Below are 22,150 nucleotides of genomic sequence, written 5' to 3' on the forward strand. Positions count from 1 at the left end.
TCTCACGTCACGGCCATCGATCATCTGCCGTGCACCGAATCCAGAAAACCCTGGATGTCCCGATCGCGTCTCAAGCGAACGACCGGGACGTCAGCGCCATACTGCACGCGCTCGGCCTCGATGACAGGCGCGCGCTCGGTGTCGTAGCGCCAGGCCTCGCACATCAATTTCCAATCGAACTGTTCGGGACACCCTTCGGGGAGGTCAGGCCGGGTCTTGTCGCGATCGAAGGCGGATCGCAGGAGAATGCGCCACTGGCAGAGCCAGCGCGGGCGGTCGATGACGACCAGCGTATCGGCGCGCGCGAGCGTGAGATCGAAGGCAAGTCCCGAGAAGCTGCCGTCGACAACCCATGCGTCGCCCGCGATCGCGTCAGTGACACGCGCCCGGAAGCTCGGCTTGTCGGATGGCTTCCAGCCCGGCCGCCAGTAGAGCACGTCGAGATGCACCACGGGCAGCCCGAGCTTTCGCCCGAGATTCCGGGAGAGGCTCGTCTTTCCGCTGCCCTGACAGCCCACGACGATGATCCGGCGCATCGTCGTAGGGTTCCATAAAGTCGGGGCCAGGGAAAGAGGAGGCTTCCCGAACGCGCTTTATTACCTGGCATGTAATTGAGCCCATCCGCAGCCTGGCTACTGTCCCGGTCATCCACCCGACAGGACGCATTCAATCAAGCCTCCTGTCGCGCGTGTGTCGGTGCATCAGGAGAGAGCTATGCAAGTCATGTTTACGAAGAAGGAGCCGCCGCGATGGCTGCTCGACATGTGGCGGGAGATCGACGACAAGACCTTTGGACGAGGTTTTGATTGTTTTGCGGAGGATGCCGTCTGCAACCTCGGCGTCGCCGATTGGAAGGGGCGCGAGGCGATCCGCGCCAACCTCAAAGCCTTCATCGACACCGGCTTCACCGCGCTGCATCACGTCACCGAATACTGGGACGCCGGCGCCCTGAAGGTGTTTCGCGGTATCGTGGACATGACACCCGATGATCCCTCGATGAAGACGGTTCATCCGACGATGACGCACTTCTTCTACATGGACGAGAGGGACGCCACCAAGGTACGGCACTGGGTCGGCGCCGTGGGACCGGTCGCCTTCGGTTGATCGCTTCGAACCTGCTACCATCGGCGGCGGTGTCTCGGATAAGCCGACGCACCGCCGCCGATGCGCGTTGACGATGCCGCACATTGACAGGAAGGATCAGTCGGCCATGAAAGCGACGGCCAGTGCCCCCAAGACGCGCGCCAGTTCCGCGGGCGCGCTGCTGCGTCAATGGCGGGACATTCGTGGCAAGACGCAGCTCGATCTGTCCTTCGACGCCGGCGTCTCGCAGAAGCACATCAGCTTCGTCGAGAGCGGCCGCAGCGTTCCGAGCCGCCAGATGCTGCTCGATCTTGCGCAAGCCCTCGACGTGCCCTTGCGCGAACGCAACGAGCTGCTGCTGGCTGCAGGCTATGCGCCGACTTATTCCGATCCCGCGCTCGAGGCGCCCGCCATGACGAGCATCAACCGTGCCCTGCAACGCATGCTGCGTCAGCACGAGCCGTTTCCCGCCATCGTCATGGACCGGTATTGGAACGTGCTGATGACCAATGAGGCTGCGCCGCTAATGTTCAATTGCTTCATCGACATGTCCGCACGGCCGGCGCCACGAAACCTGCTGCATCTCATGTTCGATCCGGAGGGCATGCGCCCCTTCATCGCGAATTGGCCGCAGACCGCACGCGGGCTGCTGGCGCGGGTGTATCGCGAGGCCGTCGGACACGTGGTTGACATCAGGACGAAGGCACTGCTGGAGCAATTGTCGCAGTACCCCGGGGTGAAGCCGGAATGGCGTGCGCCGTCGGCCTCCGATGCGATGCCGATGATCCCGCTGTCCTTCGTCAAGGACGGCGTGACGCTGGACTACTTCTCTCTGATCACGACGGTCGGAACGCCGCAGACGGTGACGGCGGAGGAACTGCGGCTCGAGTGCATGTTCCCCGCCAACGATGCGACCGAAGCGGAGCACGGCAAATTTTTGCAAGCGCATTCGGGGTGAGGGGGCGTCGCCGCGAGACGGCGCGCGGCCCATCTGTTATTGTTCCTTCGGAAGAAATTCCTCCGCATCGGGAGTTCGAATGAGAGTACTTGTGATCGGCGCGGGAGCGCTTGGAGGCTACTACGGAGCGCGCCTGGTCCGAGCCGGCGGCGACGTGACCTTTCTGGTGCGGGCCGGGCGTGCGGAGCAATTGCGGCGGAATGGATTGCAGGTCGTGAGCCCGCATGGCGACTTCGCCGTGCAGCCGAACGTCATCCTGGCCAACGATGTCAAGCACCCCTTCGACGTCGTGCTCGTCGGGGTGAAATCCTACTCGCTCGACGATGCGATGGCCCAGTTTGCCCCGGCCGTTGGCGCGAACACGATGATTTTGCCGATCCTCAACGGGTTGAAACATGTCGACGCCCTGACTGCGCGATTCGGCGCGAGCTGCGTCCTCGGCGGGCTCGCGAACGTCAGTGCCGGGCTCGACGCGGATGGCCGTGTCGTTCACTTCATGGCCAATCAGACCATCGTGTTCGGCGAGATCGAGGGTTCGTTGAGCGAGCGTGTGCTGGCCTTGGAGACGCTGCTGCACGTGCCCGGTATCGACGTGCGCGCCAGCGAAGCGATCATGCAGGACATGTGGGAGAAATTCGTCCAGCTCTCGACGCTCGCCGGCATCACCTGCCTGATGCGTGCGAGCATCGGAGACATTCTGGCCGTGCCGAACGGCGAGCAGTACATCTTCCGCCTGTTCGCCGAATGCTGCGCCGTCGCGACGGCCTCGGGTTTTGAGCCGCGAGCGCCTTTCATCGAGTTTGACCGGAAGCTGTTCACGACCCCGGACTCCCCGCTCAAGGCCTCGATGCTGCGTGATATCGAGCGCGGCTCGATCACCGAGGCGGAGCATATCCTCGGCGATATGGCCAACCGGGCCCGTGCACTCGGCATCGACACGCCGCTGCTGGATTTGGCCCGCGCGCATGTGGCGGCCTATGAGATTGGGCGGCAACGAGCGGCCAGCTAACCCGCTCCGATCAGCGGAATCGCTTCATCCCGCTCATACAGATACAGCAGGCATCGCAACGCCTCGCCGCGCTCGCCCTTCAGCTTTGGATCGTCCTTCAGGATGCGCAGCGCCTCGTCGCGGGCCTGCGTGATGAGCTGACCGTGCACCTCCGAGCGGGCGATGCGGTAGCCGGGCAAGCCGCTCTGGCGCACGCCGAGCACATCGCCTTCGCCGCGCAGTTTCAGATCTTCCTCGGCGATGCGAAAGCCGTCGGTGGTCTCGCGGATCACCTTCAGCCGCGCCTTCGACATCTCGCCGAGCGGCTCGGAGTAGAGCAGCAGACAGGTCGAAGCCTCCGAGCCGCGCCCGATGCGGCCGCGCAATTGATGAAGCTGGGCGAGGCCAAAGCGTTCGGCGTTCTCGATCACCATGATGGTCGCCGCCGGCACGTCGACACCGACTTCGACCACGGTGGTCGCGACCAGCAAGCCGATCTCGTGGGCGGCGAACTGGCCCATGACGCGGTCCTTCTCGGTGCCCTTCATCTGACCGTGGACGAGGCCGACGCGGTCGCCGAAACGCTTTTGCAGGCTCTCGAAACGCTTGGTCGCATTGGTCAGGTGCTCGGTGCCCTCGGCCTCGGATTCCTCGACCAGCGGGCAGATCCAGTAGACCAACTTGCCGGATTCGAGCGCGCGACCGATGCTGTCGGTGACCTCGCCGAGGCGGCTCATCGATATGGTGCGGGTTTCGATCGGCTGGCGGCCGGCCGGCTTCTCCCTGAGCTCGGAGATGTCCATGTCGCCGAAATAGGTCAGCACCAGCGTGCGCGGGATCGGCGTGGCGCTCAGCACCAGCACGTCGACGGCCGCGCCCTTCGACGTCAGCGCCAGCCGCTCGCGCACGCCAAATCGATGCTGCTCGTCGACGACGGCGAGGGCGAGATCGCCGAAGATCACGTCATCCTGGATCAGCGCATGGGTGCCGACGAGCAGGTCGATCTCGCCGGCTTCGAGGTGTGCCAGCAGGTCCCGCCGCTCCTTGCCCTTTTCGCGGCCGGTGAGGATCGCGACCCGCATGCCCGCGCGCTCGGCGAGCGGCGCGATGGTCTTGATGTGCTGACGGGCCAAGATTTCGGTCGGAGCCATCAGCGCCGCCTGCTTGCCGACCTCGGTGACGGCAGCGGCAGCGAGCAGCGCGACCACGGTCTTGCCGGAGCCGACGTCGCCCTGGAGCAGGCGCAACATGCGCACCGGCTGTTGTAGATCATTGGCGATGGCGGCTGCTGCGTCGCGCTGGGATGACGTCAGCGCATAGGGCAGGGCGTCGATGATCTTGTTGCGGAGGTGCCCGTCGCCGGCGTTGCGCACACCGGCCGGGCGACGCAATTGCGCGCGAATCAGGGCAAGGGCGAGTTGCCCGGCCAGGAGTTCGTCGAAGGCGAGGCGCGACCAGAACGGCTGGTCGGGCAGAATGTCGGTGAGCTCGACCGGCTGATGCACGCGGATGAGCGCCTCGGTGATCGGCGGGAAGCCGCAGCGGCGCAGCACCTCCGGGCTGATCCATTCCGGCAGTGCCGGGAGCTTCTGCAGCGCCTGCGCGACCGCGCGGCGCAGCGAGCCGAGCGCAAGGCCTTCGGTCAAGGGATAGACGGGATCGATGCCGGATAGTTTTGAAATCGCCTCCTCGTCCAGCACCCGGTCGGGATGCACGATCTGCGGAATGCCGTCGTACATCTGCAGCGTGCCGGAGACGAAGCGCTTCTCGCCGATCGGCAGCAGCTTCTCGACATAGCCGGGCTTTGCGCGGAAGAAAGTCAGCACGACGTCGCCGGTATCGTCGCTGGCGTAGACGAGGTAGGGCGCACGCGCATTGCGCGGCGGGGGCGGGCGGTGGCGGTCGACGGTGACCTCCAGCGTGACCATGGTTCCCTGCACGGCGTCGCGAATCTTCGGCCGCGCCCGGCGGTCGATGACCTGGCTCGGCAAATGCAGCAACAGATCGACCAGCCGCGGCGTCTCGCTGCGGCTGAGCAGATATTGTAGCAGCTTGTCCTGCTTCGGACCGACGCCGGGCAGGCTGGTCACGGGGGCAAACAGCGGATTGAGCAGGCTGGGGCGCATCAGGCGAACCTAGGATCGTTTTCGCTGGTCATGCCCGGCTTTATGGCCGGCATCCACGTGTTTTTTCGTGTCCCTGCGGCGGCAGCGGGCCATGACAAATCGAGGGCTGACAGGGCCCGCCCGAGTGGCTATATCACCCCGGCCCGGCACGTCCGGGCTTTTGGCGTTTGACTGGAATTGAGACATGACGGGAACGACACGATCGAGCAACGGGCTGGACGACCGCCGCAAGCGGCTTCTGTTCCGCTGCTGGCACCGCGGCACGCGCGAGATGGACCTGATCCTCGGCCGCTTCGCGGATGCCGAGATCGGCAACCTGTCCGATGACGAGCTGACGCAGCTCGAGACCTTGCTCGAAGAGGCCGATCCCGACCTCTATGCCGCCATCACCGGCGACAAGGTGCTTGCCGCCGACGTCGTCGGCCCGCTGTTTGCGCGCATCAAGGCGTTTCCGATCGCGGACCGCGACGTATGAAGCCGGGGATGAAATCGCCGGCCGAGCTGCTCACGCCCGGCCGCGCACTCACGCTTGCCAATGTCGCCGAGGGTGCCGAGGGCCTCGTCGTTTCCGATCTCGCGCGCGCCATCGCGGCGCGGCCGAAGAAGCCGGCTGTCAGCCTCGCGGTGATCTGCCGCGACGGCCCGCGGATGCAGCAGCTCGAACGTGCGCTGCAATTCTTCGCGCCCGATTTGCCCGTGCTGACATTTCCGGCCTGGGATTGCCAACCCTATGACCGCGTCTCGCCGCATGGCGGCGTCCTCGCGCAGCGGCTGACGACGCTGGCACGGCTGGCGTCCTTGACCGGCAGCGACAAGCCCCTGATCGTGCTGACCACGGTGAACGCCGCGGTGCAGCGCGTGCCGGCACGCGACCTCGTTGCGGCGCAGGCGCTGTCGGTCGCGCCCGGCAACGTCGTGCCGATGGACACCATCGTCGCCTGGCTCGAGCACAACGGCTACAACCGCTCCTCGACCGTGCGCGAGCCCGGCGAATACGCGGTGCGCGGCGGCATTCTGGACCTGTTTCCGGCCGGCCTGGAACAGCCCGTCCGCTTCGACTTCTTCGGCGACAGCCTGGAATCGATCCGCACCTTCGATGCCGAGACCCAGCGTACGCTGCTTGACATGCGCGCGCTCGATCTCGTGCCGATCTCCGAATTCCAGCTCGTCACCGACACCATCCGCCGCTTTCGCATGGGCTATGTCGCCGAGTTCGGCGCGCCCGAGCGCGACGATGCGCTCTACGAAGCCGTCAGCGAGGGCCGCCGTCATCCCGGCATGGAGCACTGGCTGCCGCTGTTCCAGGACCGGATGGACACGCTGTTCGACTATCTGCAAGGAGCAGCCGTCGCGATCGAGCCGCAGGCCGAGGATGCCATCCGCGAGCGCTTCAAGCAGATCCTCGATTATTACCAGGCCCGCCGCGACGCGATGGAGCATCCGGGCGGCGGCGCCATCTACAAGCCGCTGCCGCCTGACCGGCTCTATTTGACCGAGGAGGAGTGGGCCAAGCGCGAGAGCGGGATGCCGCTGGTGCGGCTGACGCAGTTTTCGGTGCCTGCCGATGGCACCAGCGTGGTCGATGCCGGCGCACGCAAAGGCCGCGACTTCGCGCCGGAGCGCAACGATAACAATGTCAATGTCTTCGAAGCCGTCGTCGCACATGTGCATGGGCTACTGACAAGCCGCAAGAAGGTGGTCATCGCGCTCTGGACGGAGGGCTCGCGCGACCGCATGACCTCGATGCTGCGCGATCACAAGCTCACGCCTGTGACCAGCGTCAATAGCTGGCGCACGGTGCAAGCGACCCCGCGCAACGAGACCATGCTCGCCGTGCTCGGCCTCGAAAGCGGTTTCGAGACCGACGAGATCGCGCTCATCAGCGAGCAGGACATCCTTGGCGATCGGCTGGTCCGGCCGCGCAAGGCGAGCCGCGAGCTCGACAATTTCATCTCGGAGGTGACGAGCCTCGCCGCCGGCGACATCGTGGTCCACGTCGATCACGGCATCGGCCGCTTCATCGGCCTGCAGACGCTGGACGTCGCCGGTGCGCCGCATGACTGCCTCGAGCTGCATTATGCCGCCGAGACAAAACTGTTCCTGCCGGTCGAGAACATCGAGCTGCTGTCGCGCTACGGCTCCGACCAGACCTCGGTCGAACTCGATCGTCTCGGCGGTTCGGGCTGGCAGACGCGCAAGGCCAAGCTCAAGAACCGCATCCGTGAGATCGCGGGCGAGCTGATCAAGATCGCCGCCGAGCGGCATCTGCACGAAGCGCCGAAGTTGCCGGTGCAGCCGGGCCTCTACGACGAGTTTTGCGCGCGCTTCCCCTATGACGAGACCGAGGATCAGCTTGGCGCGATCGAGTCCACGCTGAAGGACCTCGAGCTCGGCCGTCCAATGGACCGGCTGATCTGCGGCGACGTGGGCTTCGGCAAGACCGAGGTGGCGCTGCGCGCTGCCTTCGCCGTGGCGCTCGAAGGCAAGCAGGTCGCGGTCGTGGTGCCGACCACGCTGCTCGCCCGCCAGCACCACAAGACGTTCACCGACCGTTTCAAGGGTTTCCCGGTCCAGGTGGCGCAGGCTTCGCGCCTGGTCCCGGCCAAGCAGCTCAATCTGGTCAAGAAGGGCCTCACCGACGGCTCGGTCGATATCGTCGTCGGCACTCACGCGCTGCTCAGCAAGTCGATCAAGTTCCGCGACCTCGGCCTGCTGATCGTCGACGAGGAGCAGCATTTCGGCGTCACCCACAAGGAGCGGCTGAAGCAGCTCCGCGCCGAGGTGCACGTGCTGACACTGTCGGCCACGCCGATCCCGCGCACGCTCCAGCTCGCGCTCACCGGCGTGCGCGAGCTCTCGATCATCGCATCGCCCCCCGTCGACCGTCTCGCGGTCCGCACCTTCGTCGCTCCGCACGATCCCCTGATGATCCGCGAGGCGCTGCTGCGCGAGCGCTATCGCGGCGGCCAGGCGTTCTACGTGGTGCCGCGCATCGACGACCTCGCCGAGGTCAAGGACTTCCTCGACAAGAACGTTCCGGAGATGAAGGTCGCGGTTGCGCACGGGCAGATGCCGCCCGCCGTGATCGAGGACATCATGACCGCGTTCTACGACGGCAAGTTCGACATCCTGCTGTCGACCACGATCGTGGAATCCGGCCTCGACATTCCCAATGCCAACACGCTGATCGTGCATCGCGCCGACATGTTCGGCCTCGCCCAGCTCTATCAGCTCCGCGGCCGCGTCGGCCGTTCCAAGCTGCGGGCCTATGCGCTGTTCACGCTGCCGGCGCAGCAGAAGATCACGGCGCAGGCCGAGCGCCGGCTCACCGTGCTGCAATCGCTGGAGACGCTGGGCGCGGGCTTCCAGCTCGCCTCGCACGACCTCGATATCCGCGGCGCCGGCAACATCCTGGGCGAGCAGCAGTCCGGCCACATCAAGGAGGTCGGCTTCGAGCTCTACCAGTCGATGCTGGAGGAGGCGATCGTCAACCTCAAGGCCGGCGTGTCCGAGCCCGCCGCCGACCGCTGGTCGCCGACGATTACCATCGGCATGCCCGTGCTCATTCCGGAGGACTATGTCGGCGATCTCTCGGTGCGGCTGTCGCTCTACCGCCGGCTGGCCGACCTCGACAGCGAGGAGGAGATCGAGAACTTCGGCGCCGAGATGCGCGATCGTTTCGGTGTGCTGCCGGACGAGGTGCGCTATTTGTTCAAGGTCGCCGCGATCAAGGCGTTCTGCCGTCAGGCCAATGTCGGGAAGATCGATGCCGGTCCGAAGGGCGCCGTCATCGCCTTCCGTGATAATTCATTCGCCCATCCCGACCGCCTGGTGTCGTTCATCCGCAGTCATGGCCAGGCCGCGAAGGTGCGGCCCGACATGAAGGTGGTGTTCCTGCAGGATTGGGAGACGCCGGAGGAGCGTCTGGCCGGCACCACCGAGATCATGCGCCAGCTGGCCCAGCTCGCGCAGAGCAAGAAGGCGGCGTAGAAGTTTCCGGAGGCGGCGCGGCGCGAAACGACGCGCCGCGCCCGGATCCGGGAACAGCGACATATGATCACTTGCGGAATGATCGAACAGTTGCTACCTTCAATCTATCGAGTTTCGGCCGAACGACTTGGCCTCGCCGCTGAAAAGCGCGCCTGACTGACGACCCTCCCTCCAGATCTCGACGACACCCACCGCGCTTCTGAGCGCGGCTAAACGTTTATCTATCTTAAAGGACGATCCCCATGACGACGGGAACTGTGAAGTGGTTTAACAGCCAAAAGGGCTTCGGATTCATTCAGCCGGACGAAGGCAGCCAGGATGTCTTCGTTCATATCAGCGCCGTTGAACGCGCCGGCATGAATACCCTCAACGAAGGGCAGAAGGTTTCTTTTGAAATCGTTGCAGATCGCCGGACCGGCAAGTCTGCTGCTGAAGATCTGCGCGCCGCATAGGCTGCCGCAATCTCATTGACGTTGCTTTGACCACGGATGTACTGGCAGAGCTTCGGATCTTTGGACCCGCGACCGTTCACCGGCCGCGGGTTTTTTGCGCCGGCTGCCGGCCGTCGCGAATGAGAATGCGAACGCCGTTTCGCGTAAAGTTCCACATAAGAGCAGTCGAGCTCTGACGGCAGCGAGCGCCGGCGGATGACTATGACGCCGCCCGTGACGCATCGGCCGACAGCCGCCCAAGCAGCGACCGTGCCGTATCCGACGGCGACAGCGAATCCACCGAGATGACGGGATCGCTGCGCATCTCGTGCTTGCCGTTCGAGGTATGCCGCATCACCGCGGAGAGGCGGCGGGCGATCATGTGGGCGGTGCGGAAGTCGGTCTCCGCGAACACGACGATGACCGAGCCGTCCTTCTGCGCCACGCCGAAATCCATCTGCCGCATCAGGCGGCTCAGAATACGCGCGGCATCGAGCTGGGCGCGGGAATTGCCGGGGTCGAAGGCGAAGCGCGCGACCGAGAGGCCGCCACCGCGGGCCAGTGTCTGCTCGACCGCCTTGGCAAAATCGCGTGCAAAGGCTTCCACCGTGAGCAGGCCGCTGCGCGGGTCGAGCCAGCCGCCGGCATCGATCGAGCGCAGGGTGCGGCTCAGCTGGGCTTCCATCGCGTGCTGGCGGATCAGGGGCAGCGCGTTGGCGGCGACCTTGGCCGGCTCGCCCGGGATCAGCTCGAGATTGGGCAGGTCGTAAGTCTGCGTGAGCTGATGCGCAGTGACGATCACGGGCAGGCTGCGGAAGCGGGTGTCCTCGGCGAGCACCGTGAGGAAGGCATCGGTCACGCGGGGGGTAAAACCTTCGGCGAGCACGACGCCGTCGAGGTCGCGGGTGTTGAGATGCTTGGCCGCCGCCTCGATCGACAGTGCCCCGATGACGCCGACGCGCTCGCCGAGCGCGACGGAAAGCGCGGGGTAAGCAGCGCCGCGACCGATCAGAAGCACCGTGGCATCGCGAACGGGATCAGCCTCCGGCAGCGCGACTTTCACCTCGGGCAGCCGGCGCAGCACCGTGGCATGGAGCGTGCGAATCCGTAGTGCGGCGCGAAGCCGCGCGATCAGGCGTTCGGAATGGCCGGCGCGCGAGGAAGAGAAGGGCAGGGCGTTGTGCGGGAGTGCGCCTGCCGCATCCAGCGCCACGAAGGGAAGGTAGGGCGATTGCTCCGCGATCTTTCTGGCGAGCGGCGCCAGATGCGGCTCGTGCCCGGCATCCATCGCGGCGAGAACCACGGCCGGCTGTACCTCTTCGACCGCGCGCACCGCGCCGGCCCAGGCGGTGTCGATCACGGGGAAGAATCGCGCCTCGTCCAGCGCCGCGATGAAGGCCGGCCGCTCGCCATTGGACACAAACAGGATCGGGCCGGCCTGGGACATCGAGAGACTCTGATCACGCAACAGGTGCCGCGCAATCTAGTCCGGCCGCCTTAATGCAGCGTCAATGGAACGGTCGAAACTACGCTTAGACCGGCCCGGAACGGTCGCGAAAAGCTTCGACCATCAGAGGGTTAAGCCCGAGTTCGCTGAGCGCCTCGCGGGCGCGGGCATTGTCCTGGGCCCGGCCCGCGAGCCGGTGACCGGAGAGCCGGTCGGGCAGCGCGGTCAGCAAGGCGCCCTGGCCGAGCCGGCGCGCCCATTCCTGGAGGTCGTTGGACAGGAAGCGGTAGCCGCCGACGGCCATGATCCCGGAGGGCGGCGCGGTGATGCAGATCGCGCCGCTGGGACGATCGAGCCGCGCGGCATAGCCGGTATCGACATAGTCGCGTGGCGGCTGCGCGATCAGGCTGTCGCCGACCGGCGGCGGCGGGGCATAGGCCGCGATCGGCACCATCGGGCCGCGCAGCCCGAGCGTGCCCTTCGGCGTCAGCAGAATCTCGCCGGCGATCGACGAACCCGACTGCTCGCGCGGCGCGCCGTGCGGTCCCGGCATCACCGGCACCGGCATGCCGTCCTCGCCACGCCGGGCGCCGAACAATCCGGCCTCGCCGAACAGATAGACGTCCGTGAACGGCGCATGCGGCGCGATCCATGCCTCGCTCGCCGCCACCTGCTCGGGGGCACGCCACAGGCCGATGACGTTGCGCAAGGTCGGCATCCGCGCCGCAAGATCGGAATCGCCCAGCCGCTGGGCAAATTGCGCCGGCGCGATCAGCACGTCGCATTCGTGCGCGTTGATCTGCTGCTCCAGCACGTCGTTCTCGAACGGATGATGCAGCGCCAGCGTGCCGCCGCACAGCAGCCACACCGCGAGCGAGGAGGCGAGCCCCGCGAACGACATCGGCGTGAACGCCGCCATCACGGTCGCGCCTTGCCTGATGTCGGCTTCCAGCGACATCGCGAGCCCACCGGCGATGAGGCTGAAATGCGGCCGTGGCACCGGACGAAAGCCTTCCGCGGTGACGTCGAAGGAGATCATCGCCGCCTTGCGGCCATCCTGAATCACGGCGCGCGCGGTGCCGGGCGGACGGGCCAGCACGTCGTCGAGCGAGGCCATACCTTCGGGCAGGTTGGTGCCGAAGCCGCAGACATGGCGGATGGAGAAGGCTTCCGCGGCCGCGTGCATCGCGAGATCGGAATAGCTGACGCCGTCGACCGTGCACATGGTGACGATGGCGCGCGCCGCGGTGCGGTTGAGAGCGGCGGTCAGTTCGGCATGGCGCCAGAGCAGTGGCAGCACGGCGACGACGAGGCCGGCGCGATGGGCGGCGAGAACGGTGAGCACGAACTCGACCGTGTTCGGCAGCTGGATCGCGACGACGGAATTGGCCGGCAGGCCCGATTCGACGAAATAGGCCGACAGCGCCTCGATGGCCGTGTCAGCCTCGGCATAGCTCATCCGCCGCGGCTGGTGCCCGGTCACGCGGAACTTGTTCAGGGGGTCGAGCAGAGCGGTCGCGTGCGGCTGCCGCATCAGCGTGCGCTGAAACAGCGTGTCGAGCGTCGGCGATACGGCTGGCTGGTTCACGGCGTCACTTTGCTTGATGAGCTTGCGGCGGCCCCCTCGACCACCAGGTCTCCGGCAAATAGCCGGACAGCGAGGTGGCCTCTGGCCGTTCTATCCGATTCCAGCGCGCGATCCATTGCTCCGATACGTTAAACAGGGGGATTGTGTAGAAACCGGAGATCAAAGCGCGATCGAGCGCCCGCACTGCGGATACGAAATCCGTATGTTCACGGGCTTCCAGCAGTGCGGCGATCATCGCATCGACCGCGGGATCCCGGGCGCCCATGTAGTTGCGGGTGCCCGGATTGTCGGCGGCAGCGCTCCCCCAGTAGAAATATTGCTCGTTGCCGGGCGACAGCGACTGGTCCCAGCGGTTCTGGATCATGTCGAATTCGTAGGCGAGCCGGCGCTGGTCGAATTGCACAGGATCGACCGATCGCACGCTCGGCTCGATGCCGGCACGCTTGAGGTCGCGCTGGAACGCCAGCGCGACGCGTTCCTGGTCGCGGGTCGTGACCAAAATCTCGAAGGTGAAGGGCGCCTTGGTCGCGCGGTTGCGCAGCACGGTGCCGTCGAGATCGTAGCCGGCTTCCGACAACAGCTTCAGGGCTGCGCGGAGCGTGGCCCGGTCGCGGCCCGAACCGTCGGTCACCGGCAGGCGGTAGCTGCCGTCCAGGATGTCAGGCGGGATCTGCGCGGCGAACGGCTTGAGCAGCTCGCGCTCGCGCGCATCGGCGCGATGGCCATACGCTGACAGATCCGAGCCGGCAAAATAGCCGGCGACGCGCGAGTAGAGGTTGAAGAAGTAGTTGCGGTTGACCAGCTCGAAATCGAACAGCAGCGTCAAGGCCTGGCGCACGCGGATGTCGGCGAAGATGGAACGCCGCGTGTTGAACACCAGAAATTCGGAAGGTTGCGGCACGCCCGGCTTGAAGGTGTCGCGGATCACGTCGCCATTCTTCGCCGCGGGAAAGTCGTAGCCGTCGTGCCAGCGCAGCGGCTCGTGCTCGATGCGGAAATCATAGAGGCCGCGCTTGAAAGCTTCGAACTGGCCGTTGGCCTCGCGAAAATAGTCGAGCCTGATCTCGTCGAAATTGTAGAGCCCGCGATTTATTGGGAGGTCGCGGCCCCAATAGTCGGGATTGCGGGTCAGCGTCACGCTGGCGCCGGGCCTCACGGCGGTGACGCGATAGGGGCCGGAGCCGACCGGGCCCGTCAGCGTCGTCTCCTCGAAAGCCGCGACGTCGACCGCGTGTTTCGGCAGGATCGGCATCAGGCCGAGGATCAGCGGCAGTTCGCGGTCATTGGCTCCCGCAAGGTCGAAGCGGACGGTGAGGGGATCCAGCGCCTCGGCCCTTGCGACCTTGCCGTAATATTGCCGGTGATTGGGGCGGCCGTGGTCGCGCAGCAACTGCCAGGAGAACAGCACGTCCTCGGCGCGGACTGGCTTGCCGTCGGAGAAGCGGGCGCGGGGATCGATGTGGAACGTGACAAAGCTGCGCTCGTCATCGGTCTCGACCCATCTGGCGAGCAGGCCGTAGAGCGTAAACGGCTCGTCATTGCCGCGCGCGAGCAGGCTCTCGACCACGTAGTTCCGGACCGGCTGCACGGCCAGTCCCTTGACGATGAAGGGATTGAGGCTGTCGAAGGTGCCGAGAACGCCCCAGGTCAGCCGGCCGCCTTTGGGGGCTTCAGGGTTGACGTAAGGCATGTGGGTGAAATCGGCAGGCATCGCCGGCTTGCCGTGCATGGCGATGGCGTGGGCTTCCGCGGCCCTTGCGCCGCTTGCCGGGAGCCCCAAGGCGAAAGCCAGGATGCAGAGGCGGACGCAAAGACCCTCAGGGCGGCCCTCGAGAAGGCGCTGGAACATGAACATCTGCACACGTTGATTCGAGGACTGCGGGCCTGAATCCTATCACAGGGATTTTCCCGGGGGCGCACGCCGGCGCGCGGCCAAAGACGCTTGTCGGCATTGATCTTTTCGTCGGCCACGTTAAGAAGGCACGCAATCGCGCACGAGCGCCGAGCCGTCACTTATCCGCCTCATTTGACGGGGAGAGAGCCGCGCCCAACGCGGCCAGGTTCGGTGCGTCGAAGCGGTTCGGGCACTTCCCGTTTAGAAAGGGTTTTCCGCAATGAATTTCCGTTACTTGGCCGCGTCCGTCCGGCCGCGCGGGCGACTTCTCGCCTTGTTGACGGCGACAGCGTTGGCCGTCCCGTTTGCCGCCGAGGCTCAGGCTCCCGCGCCAGCTCCGGGCGCGCCCGCGCCCAAGGCGGCTCCGCCGAAGGCGGCTCCGAAGGCTGCCCCCAAGGCGCCGGCGCCGGCCGCTCAGGCACCCGCCCAGCCGGCTCCCGCCCAAGGCGCTCCGGCTCAGCAGGGCGCGGCTCAGCCCGCGGATCAGCAGATTCAGCTGATCTATGCCCCCTGGACCAAGTTCTGCCTCAAGGGCCAGGACGCCAATGCCAAGCAGGTCTGCTTCACCGGCAAGGACGGCCGTATCGAGTCGGGCCAGCCGGTCATCGCGGCCGTCATCATCGAGCCGGAAGGCGAGCCGAAGAAGATCCTGCGTGTGACGCTGCCGCTCGGCATGCAGCTGGTGCACGGCACCCGCATCATCGTGGACAACAATGCGCCGTTGCAGAGCCCGTACGTGATCTGCTTCCAGAACGGCTGCATGTCCGACTACGAGGCCACGCCCGAGTTCATCAACAGCATGAAGAAGGGCCAGAACCTCGTTGTTCAGGCGATCAATGCCAACGGTGCGCCGCTGACGCTGCCGCTGCCGCTCGCCGGCGAATTCCAGAAGGCCTATGACGGTCCGCCGACCGACCCGAAGGTGTTCGAGGAAACCCAGAGGAAGCTGCAGGAAGAGCTCCAGAAGAAGGCTGAAGAGCTGCAGAAGAAGCAGCAGCAAGCGCCTGGCGCCCCTCCGGCTGGACAGAAGTAATCGGGACCCGATCCCGGACATGAAAAAGGCGCTCGGTTCGAGCGCCTTTTTTGCTGGCCAGCTGATGGCTGCGAACTCAGTTCAGCGACGGATTGCGCGGGCGGTAACCGCCGGTCTTGTCCTTGACGAAGATCTCGGCGACCTGGGAATGCCGGACCGGTTCGCCGGAATCGTCCGGCACCAGGTTCTGTTCGGAGACGTAGGCGACGTATTCCGACTCCGCGTTCTCCGCGAGCAGGTGATAGAACGGCTGGTCCTTGTGGGGCCGCACCTCCTCGGGGATCGACAGCCACCACTCCTCGGTGTTGTTGAATTCCGGATCGATGTCGAAGATCACGCCCCGGAACGAGAAGATCCGGTGGCGCACGACCTGTCCGATCTGGAATTTGGCGGTCCGCGCTTTAATCATTCCCCGTCGATAGACCAGGATTGTGGCCGATGCTAGTGCCCTGATCTGGAATTAACCCGCGGGTGCGGGGCAGATAGCCCCCAAATCTTCAGAAAACACTTTATCAATGGTCGATATCCTCAATCTAGCTCTACCTTATTTCGGCTTGATCTTCGTTGGATTCGCTTGCGGAAAGGTCAAATCCCTGCCGGAATCGGGCCTCGCCTGGATGAACTTCTTCCTGCTCTATGTGTCGCTCCCGGCGTTGCTGTTTGCGATCATGTCGAAGACGCCGTTCTCCGAATTGAACAACCCGCCATTCCTGGTCGCGACCACGCTGTCGACCGTTGCGGCGTTCACACTCGCGCTGGTCGTCGGCAAGGTTCTCGGCGGGCTGACATTGCGCGAGGCGACGCTCGCCGGGCTCTCCGGTGGCTACGGAAACATCGGTTACATGGGACCCGGGCTGGCGCTCGCCGTGCTCGGGCCCAAGGCCTCGGCGCCCACTGCGCTGATCTTCTGCTGTGACAGCATCTTCCTGTTCACCATCGTGCCGCTGCTGATCGAGCTTTCCGACCGCGATCATCCCTCGATCGTGCATGCCTTCGGCGTCGTGCTGAAGCAGATCGTGCTCAACCCGCTGATCATGTCGGCCTGTTTTGGCGCGGCCTTCGCATCGCTGCATATTGAGATGCCTGTCGCGCTCGATCGCACCATCACATTCCTCCAGAACGCAGCCGCCCCGACCGCACTGTTCGTGCTCGGCGTCACCGTCGCACTCCGCCCGTTCGATCGGGTCCCGTGGGAAGTGCCGGGCGTGATCGCGGTCAAGCTCCTGATCCACCCGCTCGCAGCGTTCGGCCTGATGCTGGCGTTCGGCCCGTTCGCGCAGCCCTGGGCGGCGACCGCCGTGCTGATGGCCTCGCTGCCGCCGGCGTTGAACGTGTTCGTCATCGCCCGGCAGAACGACGCCTGGATCGAGTCCGCCTCCGTCGCGGTGCTGCTCGGGACGTTTGCGTCCGTGGTCACCCTGACCAGCGTGATGTGGGCGATTCAGACCGGCCGGCTGGCGTTTCCTTGAGCGGTCGTTACTTCCGCCAGGTCGGCGTCAGCCCCTCGCGCATCGCAAAACGCCGGAGCGGGCCGATGGCGCCGAGCAGGTGCATGCCGACCGCGCGGACCGGCTGGAGCGGCAGGAAATCGTTGAGCAGCGAGCGGTTGGCGATGTCGATCGCAAAGGTTCGGCTCAGGATGTCGGGACGCCGGGCCCGGTCGTAACGCTTGAGCACGTCTGCTGCGCCAGGATCCTGACCGGACACGATGGCCTCGCCCGCAAGCCGCGCAATGTCGGCGGCATCGCGGAGGCCGAGATTGAGGCCTTGGGCGCCGATCGGCGGAACCACATGGGCGGCTTCGCCGACTAGCGCGATGCGATCGCGGCCAAAGGATTTGGGACGTTCGATCGCCAGCGGAAACAGATGGCGGCCCGGCTCGACCGTCATGCGTCCGAGGATCGAATGCGACTGCTTCTCGATCGCGGCGGACAATTCCTTGTCGCTCAATCCGCGAAGCCGTTCGGCCTCCGCAGGCGCCGAGACCCAGACGACGCTGGAGCGATCGCCGGGCAGGGGCACGAACACGCAAGGACCGTGCGGCGTGTGGAACTCGGTCGAGACGCTGCGATGGGGCCGCGCGTGGCCGACGTTGAAAGTCAGCGCCGTCTGGGTCAGTTCGCGCCGCGTCACCGCGATGCCGGAGGCTTCGCGACAAAGCGAATGCCGGCCATCGGCCCCGACCACGAGGCGGGCCGACAGAAATTGCGCAGCCGCCGTGCGGATCGCGACGTCATCGGCTTCGATGACGACAGTTTCGGCCTCGTCGTCGAAACGGACGAGACCGGGCAGTTCGGCCGCGCGCGCTTCCAGCGCCAGCATCAGCGAGCGGTTGTCGATGTTGTAGCCGAAGGCATCGCGGCCGATTTCATGGCAGGAGAACCGGACCTCAGGCGCGCGGAAGAGCCGGCCGGTGTCGTCGACGAGCCGCATGATTTCGAGCGCGGCCGCCTTGTCCTTGCAGCGGGGCCAGACATCGAGGCTCTCCAGCAGATCGACGGAGGCACCGAGCAGCGCCGTGGTGCGATTGTCGGCATAGGGCACGCGACGCGCCACCAGCGCGGTCCGTGCGCCCGCCTGCGCCAGTGCGATGGCCGCGCTAAGTCCCGCCGGTCCGCCGCCGATCACGGCCGCGTCAAAGAGTGTCGATGCATCTGTCATGGAACGACATTGGACACGCCCCGCGGCAAATTCAAGCCCAGTCATATTGCCCTGATTTTATGACGAATTGTGCGACCGGGCGCCGCAATGGCTTATGTGCAAACCGGTGTCATTCTGATAGCAGAAGCCATGGACAGCCAAGAGGATTCCCTGAAGCCCAGGCCCGCGATCCGGGCCGCTGCCTTCTCGGTGCACATCTTCACCGCGTTCGGTGCGGCGATCGCGCTGCTGGCGATGCTTGAGGCCGTGCGCGAGCACTGGGCGGCGATGTTTCAATGGCTGGGCGTCGCCCTCATCATCGACGCGATCGACGGGCCGATCGCGCGCCGGCTCAACGTCAAGGACGTGCAGCCGAACTGGTCGGGCGACGTGCTCGATCTCGTGGTCGATTTCGTCACCTACGTCTTCGTTCCGGCCTATGCGATCGTGGCCAGCGGCTTGCTGCTGCCGGTCGCAGCACCCTTGCTCGGCGTCGCCATCATCGTCACCAGCGCATTATATTTCGCCGATCTGCGCATGAAGGCGGACGACAATCATTTCCGCGGTTTTCCGGCGTTGTGGAATGCGGCGGCGTTTTATCTGTTCCTGCTGCACTGGCCGCCGCTGCTGTCGACGCTGTTGGTCGCAAGCCTGGTGGTGCTGACCTTCGTGCCGTTCCACGTGCTGCATCCGGTGCGCGTCGTGCGGCTGCGCTGGCTGACGATGTCGCTGATCGCCATCTGGGCTCTGCTTTCCTTCTATACCCTGCAGATGGACTTTCGCGTCGGCACGGGCGTGACTGTCGTGCTCTGCGCGATCGCGCTCTGGATCAGCTTCAGCGACGCATTAATACGGCTGACAAGATCCTTCGCATGATGCACCTGTTGACCAGCCCAGAAGCCTGGGCCGCGCTCCTCACTTTGACCGCGCTCGAGATCGTGCTCGGCATCGACAACGTCATCTTCCTGTCGGTGATCGTCTCGCGCATTCCCGAGAAGCAGGCGCACCGCGCCCGCCAGATCGGGCTCGCACTGGCGCTGATCTTCCGCATCATCCTGCTCAGCCTGCTGGTCTGGCTGATCGGCCTGACCGCGCCGGTGTTTTCGTTTTCGGGCTATGGCTTCTCGTGGCGCGACCTCATCCTGATCGGCGGCGGCCTGTTCCTGATCGCGAAGGCGACGCACGAGATCCATGGTGAGGTCGAAGCCGATGACGGCGAAGGCGACGCGAAGTCCCCTCGTAGCGCTTTCTTCTGGGTCATCGTCCAGATCGTGATCATCGACATCGTGTTCTCGCTGGACTCGATCATCACGGCGATCGGCATGGCGCAGGACATCGAGATCATGATCGCGGCCGTCGTGATCGCCTGTCTCATCATGTACATTTCGGCCGGACCGGTGTCGCGATTCGTCGCGGAGCATCCGACCACGAAAATGCTGGCGCTGGCCTTCCTGGTGCTGATCGGCGTCGCGTTGGTTGCGGACGGATTCCAATTCCACATCCCGCGCGGCTACATCTATTTCGCGATTGCGTTCTCGGCGGCGGTCGAGTTCTTCAATGTGCTGGCCAAGCGCAACCGCAGGAACACCCGCAAAAAACCGTCGGTCTAGGCGTTCCAGCCGGCGTCGAGTTGACAAGGCGGGCGCGATGTCTTTCGCTGGCCCCGCGAGAAGAGGAGGTCAGGCGATGACCAAAGCCGTCCGTGTGCACAAGGTCGGAGGCCCCGAAGCCCTGGTCTATGAGAGCGTCGATGTTCCGGCGCCCGGCCCCGGCGAGGTGCGCATCCTCCAGCATGCCGTCGGCCTGAACTTCATCGATGTCTATTACCGCACCGGCCTCTACAAGGCGCCGGGGCTGCCCTTCATCGCCGGCAACGAGGCCTCGGGCGAGGTCCTCGCAGTCGGGCCAGGCGTGACGAATTTCCATCCGGGCGACCGCGTCGCCTACTACCACAATCTCGGCGCCTATACCGGGGAGCGCAACATCCCCTGGGAGCGGCTGGTCAAGCTGCCCGACCACATCACCCACGAGCAGGGCGCCGTGCTGATGCTGAAGGGGCTGACGGTCTGGTATCTCCTGCACAAGACCTTCAAGGTCGAGCCGCATCATCGCGTGCTGATCCATGCCGCGGCCGGCGGCATCGGCCTGCTCGCCTGCCAATGGGCGAGGGCCATGGGCGCCCACGTCATCGGCACCGTTGGCTCGCGCGAAAAGGCTGCGCTTGCCGAGGCCAATGGCTGCGACCATGTCATCCTCTACAATGAGGAAGACTTCGTTGCGCGCGTCAAACAGATCAGCCGCAACGAGGGTTGCGACGTGGTCTATGACGGCGTCGGCAAGGCGACGTTCCCGGGCTCGCTGTCCTGCCTGAAGCCGCGCGGGATGTTCGTCTCCTTCGGCAATGCCTCAGGGCCGGTGCCGCCGTTCTCGATCGCCGAGCTCAATACCCACGGCTCGCTGTTTGCGACCCGGCCCAAGCTCAACGACTATATCGGCACGCGCAAGGAGTTGCTGGAAGGCGCCGACACGCTGTTCGCTGCCGTCATCAACGGCAAGCTGCACGTGCCGATCAACCATGCCTACGCGCTCAAGGACGCCGCCAAGGCGCATATCGATCTCGAAAGCCGCAAGACCACGGGCGCGTCGATCTTGAAGCCGTAACTCAGGTCATTGCGAGCGAAGCGAAGCAATCCAGAATCTTTCCGTTGAGGCAGTCTGGATTGCTTCGTCGCTGCGCTTCTCGCAATGACGAGCTTAGGCCACCCCGCCGTGCCGCGCCGGCCCTGGTCAAGATCCCGTCGAGACAATCGATCATCTCGGCGATCTCGGCCCTCGTGACGTTGAGCGCCGGCATGAAGCGCAGCGTGTCGACCTGTGGTGCGTTGAGGAGCACGCCGGCCTCGAACGCCTGCGCGACGATGCCGGGCGCGATCGGCAGCTTGAGGTCGAGCGCGAGCAGGAGCCCGCGGCCACGCACTTCGCCGAGCCCTTGCCGCGCCGAGACCTTCTGCAATTCGCTTTCGAGCAGCAGCCCGGTTTCGGTCGCCGTCTTCAGGAAGTCCGGCTTGCTGACCTCGTCGAGCACCGCAAGCCCCGCCGCGCACATGATCGGGTTGCCGTTGAACGTGCCGCCCTGGTCGCCGTGCTCGAAGCAGGCCGCGCGTTCGGTCGCGAGCAGGGCTGCGAGCGGCACGCCGCCGCCGATGCCCTTGCCGAGCGTCATGATGTCGGGCGCGATGCCGGTGTGCTCGTAGTGGAAGAGCTTGCCGGTCCGGCCCATGCCGGTCTGGATCTCGTCGAAGATCAAGAGGAGGCCGTGCGCGTCGGTGAGGGCACGCAATTCCTGCAAGAACTGATCGGACGCCGGCCACACGCCTGATTCACCCTGGATCGGCTCGAGCATCACAGCGACGGTGTTGTCGTTGATCAGCTTTTCGACCGACGCGATGTCGTTGAGCTTCGCCTTCTTGAAGCCGGCGACCTTCGGCTCGAACAGCGGTTCAAAGGCCTTCTTGCCCGAGGCCGACATCGTCGCCAGCGTGCGGCCGTGAAAGCCACCTTCGAAGCTGATGATCTCGAACGCGCCACCTCTATGGATGCTGCCATATTTGCGCGCGAGCTTGATCGCGCCCTCATTGGCTTCCGCACCCGAGTTGGCAAAGAACACCTGATCGAACGCGCTTTTTGCGACAAGTGCCTGCGCGAGCTTCAGGCTCGGCTCGTTGTAGAAGGCCGGGCTCGGCGTCAGCAGCCGCTTGGCCTGCGCGGCAAGCGCGTCGGCGATCGCGGGCGGGGAGTGGCCGAGGCAGTTGACGGCCCAGCCCTGCACGAAATCGAGATAGCGCTTGCGGCTGTCGTCCCAGAGGTAGGAGCCGGCGCCGCGGACGAACACGGCCTTGGGCCGAGCGGTGATGTCCATCAACGCGTCGTACGGATGGGTAGCGTTGGTCATGTCGAACTCCTCTGGAGGCG

Annotated in this window: 18 protein-coding genes and 1 pseudogene; 11 read left to right on the top strand and 8 right to left on the bottom strand. The window is 65.3% G+C overall.

Going from position 1 to position 22,150, the window contains the following annotated elements; genetic code table 11:
• Positions 1 to 20 precede the first annotated feature (20 nt).
• Complete coding sequence (locus tag IVA75_RS27015; protein ID WP_247289910.1) at positions 21 to 536, bottom strand: AAA family ATPase; 516 nt, start codon at positions 534 to 536, stop codon at positions 21 to 23.
• 178 nt (positions 537 to 714) lie between these two features.
• On the opposite strand from IVA75_RS27015, the gene IVA75_RS27020 reads away from it, so the two are divergent.
• From IVA75_RS27020 to panE, 3 genes are all read left to right on the top strand, one after another.
• Positions 715 to 1,104, top strand: a complete 390-nt coding sequence (locus tag IVA75_RS27020; RefSeq protein ID WP_247289912.1) for a nuclear transport factor 2 family protein — start codon at positions 715 to 717, stop codon at positions 1,102 to 1,104.
• Positions 1,105 to 1,210: 106 nt separating this feature from the next.
• Positions 1,211 to 2,041, top strand: a complete 831-nt coding sequence (locus IVA75_RS27025; RefSeq protein ID WP_247289914.1) for a helix-turn-helix transcriptional regulator — start codon at positions 1,211 to 1,213, stop codon at positions 2,039 to 2,041.
• Between the two features lie 79 nt (positions 2,042 to 2,120).
• Positions 2,121 to 3,050: a 2-dehydropantoate 2-reductase gene (panE, locus tag IVA75_RS27030; RefSeq protein ID WP_247289916.1), complete on the top strand. Its 930-nt coding sequence runs from the start codon at positions 2,121 to 2,123 to the stop codon at positions 3,048 to 3,050.
• On the opposite strand, the gene recG is transcribed toward panE, so the two are convergent.
• Positions 3,047 to 5,155: an ATP-dependent DNA helicase RecG gene (recG, locus tag IVA75_RS27035; RefSeq protein WP_247289917.1), complete on the bottom strand. Its 2,109-nt coding sequence runs from the start codon at positions 5,153 to 5,155 to the stop codon at positions 3,047 to 3,049. The genes panE and recG overlap by 4 nt on opposite strands.
• A 184-nt stretch (positions 5,156 to 5,339) precedes the next feature.
• On the opposite strand from recG, the gene IVA75_RS27040 reads away from it, so the two are divergent.
• From IVA75_RS27040 to IVA75_RS27050, 3 genes are all read left to right on the top strand, one after another.
• Positions 5,340 to 5,630, top strand: coding sequence for a succinate dehydrogenase assembly factor 2 (locus tag IVA75_RS27040; protein WP_247289919.1), 291 nt, complete (start codon positions 5,340 to 5,342; stop codon positions 5,628 to 5,630).
• Positions 5,627 to 9,145 (top strand): transcription-repair coupling factor, encoded by a 3,519-nt coding sequence (mfd, locus tag IVA75_RS27045; protein WP_247289921.1) that lies wholly within the window; start codon positions 5,627 to 5,629, stop codon positions 9,143 to 9,145. Before IVA75_RS27040 ends, mfd begins: the two co-directional genes overlap by 4 nt.
• Before the next feature lie 242 nt (positions 9,146 to 9,387).
• Positions 9,388 to 9,597, top strand: a complete 210-nt coding sequence (locus IVA75_RS27050; RefSeq protein ID WP_007610535.1) for a cold-shock protein — start codon at positions 9,388 to 9,390, stop codon at positions 9,595 to 9,597.
• 199 nt (positions 9,598 to 9,796) lie between these two features.
• Here the strand turns inward: IVA75_RS27050 and IVA75_RS27055 are convergent, their stop codons facing one another.
• From IVA75_RS27055 to IVA75_RS27065, 3 genes are all read right to left on the bottom strand, one after another.
• A complete protein-coding gene (locus IVA75_RS27055) occupies positions 9,797 to 11,023 on the bottom strand; it encodes a GGDEF domain-containing protein (protein ID WP_247289923.1) in 1,227 nt (408 codons plus the stop codon).
• Between the two features lie 85 nt (positions 11,024 to 11,108).
• Positions 11,109 to 12,611 (bottom strand): class I adenylate-forming enzyme family protein, encoded by a 1,503-nt coding sequence (locus IVA75_RS27060; protein ID WP_247289925.1) that lies wholly within the window; start codon positions 12,609 to 12,611, stop codon positions 11,109 to 11,111.
• Positions 12,612 to 12,615: 4 nt separating this feature from the next.
• Positions 12,616 to 14,466 carry an extracellular solute-binding protein gene (locus IVA75_RS27065; RefSeq protein ID WP_247290009.1) on the bottom strand — a complete coding sequence of 617 codons (1,851 nt, stop codon included), beginning with the start codon at positions 14,464 to 14,466 and terminating at the stop codon, positions 12,616 to 12,618.
• A 259-nt stretch (positions 14,467 to 14,725) separates the two neighbouring features.
• Here IVA75_RS27065 and IVA75_RS27070 point away from each other — a divergent pair, with 259 nt between their 5' ends.
• A complete protein-coding gene (locus IVA75_RS27070) occupies positions 14,726 to 15,538 on the top strand; it encodes an invasion associated locus B family protein (protein WP_027567000.1) in 813 nt (270 codons plus the stop codon).
• Between the two features lie 76 nt (positions 15,539 to 15,614).
• Here IVA75_RS27070 and hspQ read toward each other — a convergent pair whose 3' ends face one another.
• Positions 15,615 to 15,947, bottom strand: coding sequence for a heat shock protein HspQ (gene hspQ, locus IVA75_RS27075; protein ID WP_027518019.1), 333 nt, complete (start codon positions 15,945 to 15,947; stop codon positions 15,615 to 15,617).
• Between the two features lie 106 nt (positions 15,948 to 16,053).
• On the opposite strand from hspQ, the gene IVA75_RS27080 reads away from it, so the two are divergent.
• Positions 16,054 to 17,007, top strand: a complete 954-nt coding sequence (locus tag IVA75_RS27080; protein WP_027566999.1) for an AEC family transporter — start codon at positions 16,054 to 16,056, stop codon at positions 17,005 to 17,007.
• 7 nt (positions 17,008 to 17,014) lie between these two features.
• On the opposite strand, the gene IVA75_RS27085 is transcribed toward IVA75_RS27080, so the two are convergent.
• Complete coding sequence (locus IVA75_RS27085) at positions 17,015 to 18,199, bottom strand: UbiH/UbiF family hydroxylase (RefSeq protein ID WP_247289927.1); 1,185 nt, start codon at positions 18,197 to 18,199, stop codon at positions 17,015 to 17,017.
• Positions 18,200 to 18,286: 87 nt separating this feature from the next.
• Between IVA75_RS27085 and pcsA the strand changes: the two genes are divergently transcribed.
• From pcsA to IVA75_RS27100, 3 genes are all read left to right on the top strand, one after another.
• Complete coding sequence (pcsA, locus tag IVA75_RS27090) at positions 18,287 to 19,054, top strand: phosphatidylcholine synthase (RefSeq protein WP_027566997.1); 768 nt, start codon at positions 18,287 to 18,289, stop codon at positions 19,052 to 19,054.
• Positions 19,051 to 19,788 (top strand): TerC family protein, encoded by a 738-nt coding sequence (locus IVA75_RS27095; RefSeq protein WP_247289929.1) that lies wholly within the window; start codon positions 19,051 to 19,053, stop codon positions 19,786 to 19,788. The genes pcsA and IVA75_RS27095 overlap by 4 nt, the downstream gene beginning before the upstream one ends.
• A gap of 76 nt (positions 19,789 to 19,864) precedes the next feature.
• Positions 19,865 to 20,839: a quinone oxidoreductase gene (locus IVA75_RS27100; RefSeq protein WP_027566995.1), complete on the top strand. Its 975-nt coding sequence runs from the start codon at positions 19,865 to 19,867 to the stop codon at positions 20,837 to 20,839.
• A 103-nt stretch (positions 20,840 to 20,942) separates the two neighbouring features.
• Here the strand turns inward: IVA75_RS27100 and IVA75_RS27105 are convergent.
• Positions 20,943 to 22,130, bottom strand: a pseudogene (locus IVA75_RS27105) (acetylornithine transaminase); the annotation flags it as partial.
• Between the last annotated feature and the right edge of the window lie 20 nt (positions 22,131 to 22,150).

It is taken from the genome of Bradyrhizobium sp. 134, from assembly GCF_023074155.1.
Lineage (GTDB): Bacteria > Pseudomonadota > Alphaproteobacteria > Rhizobiales > Xanthobacteraceae > Bradyrhizobium.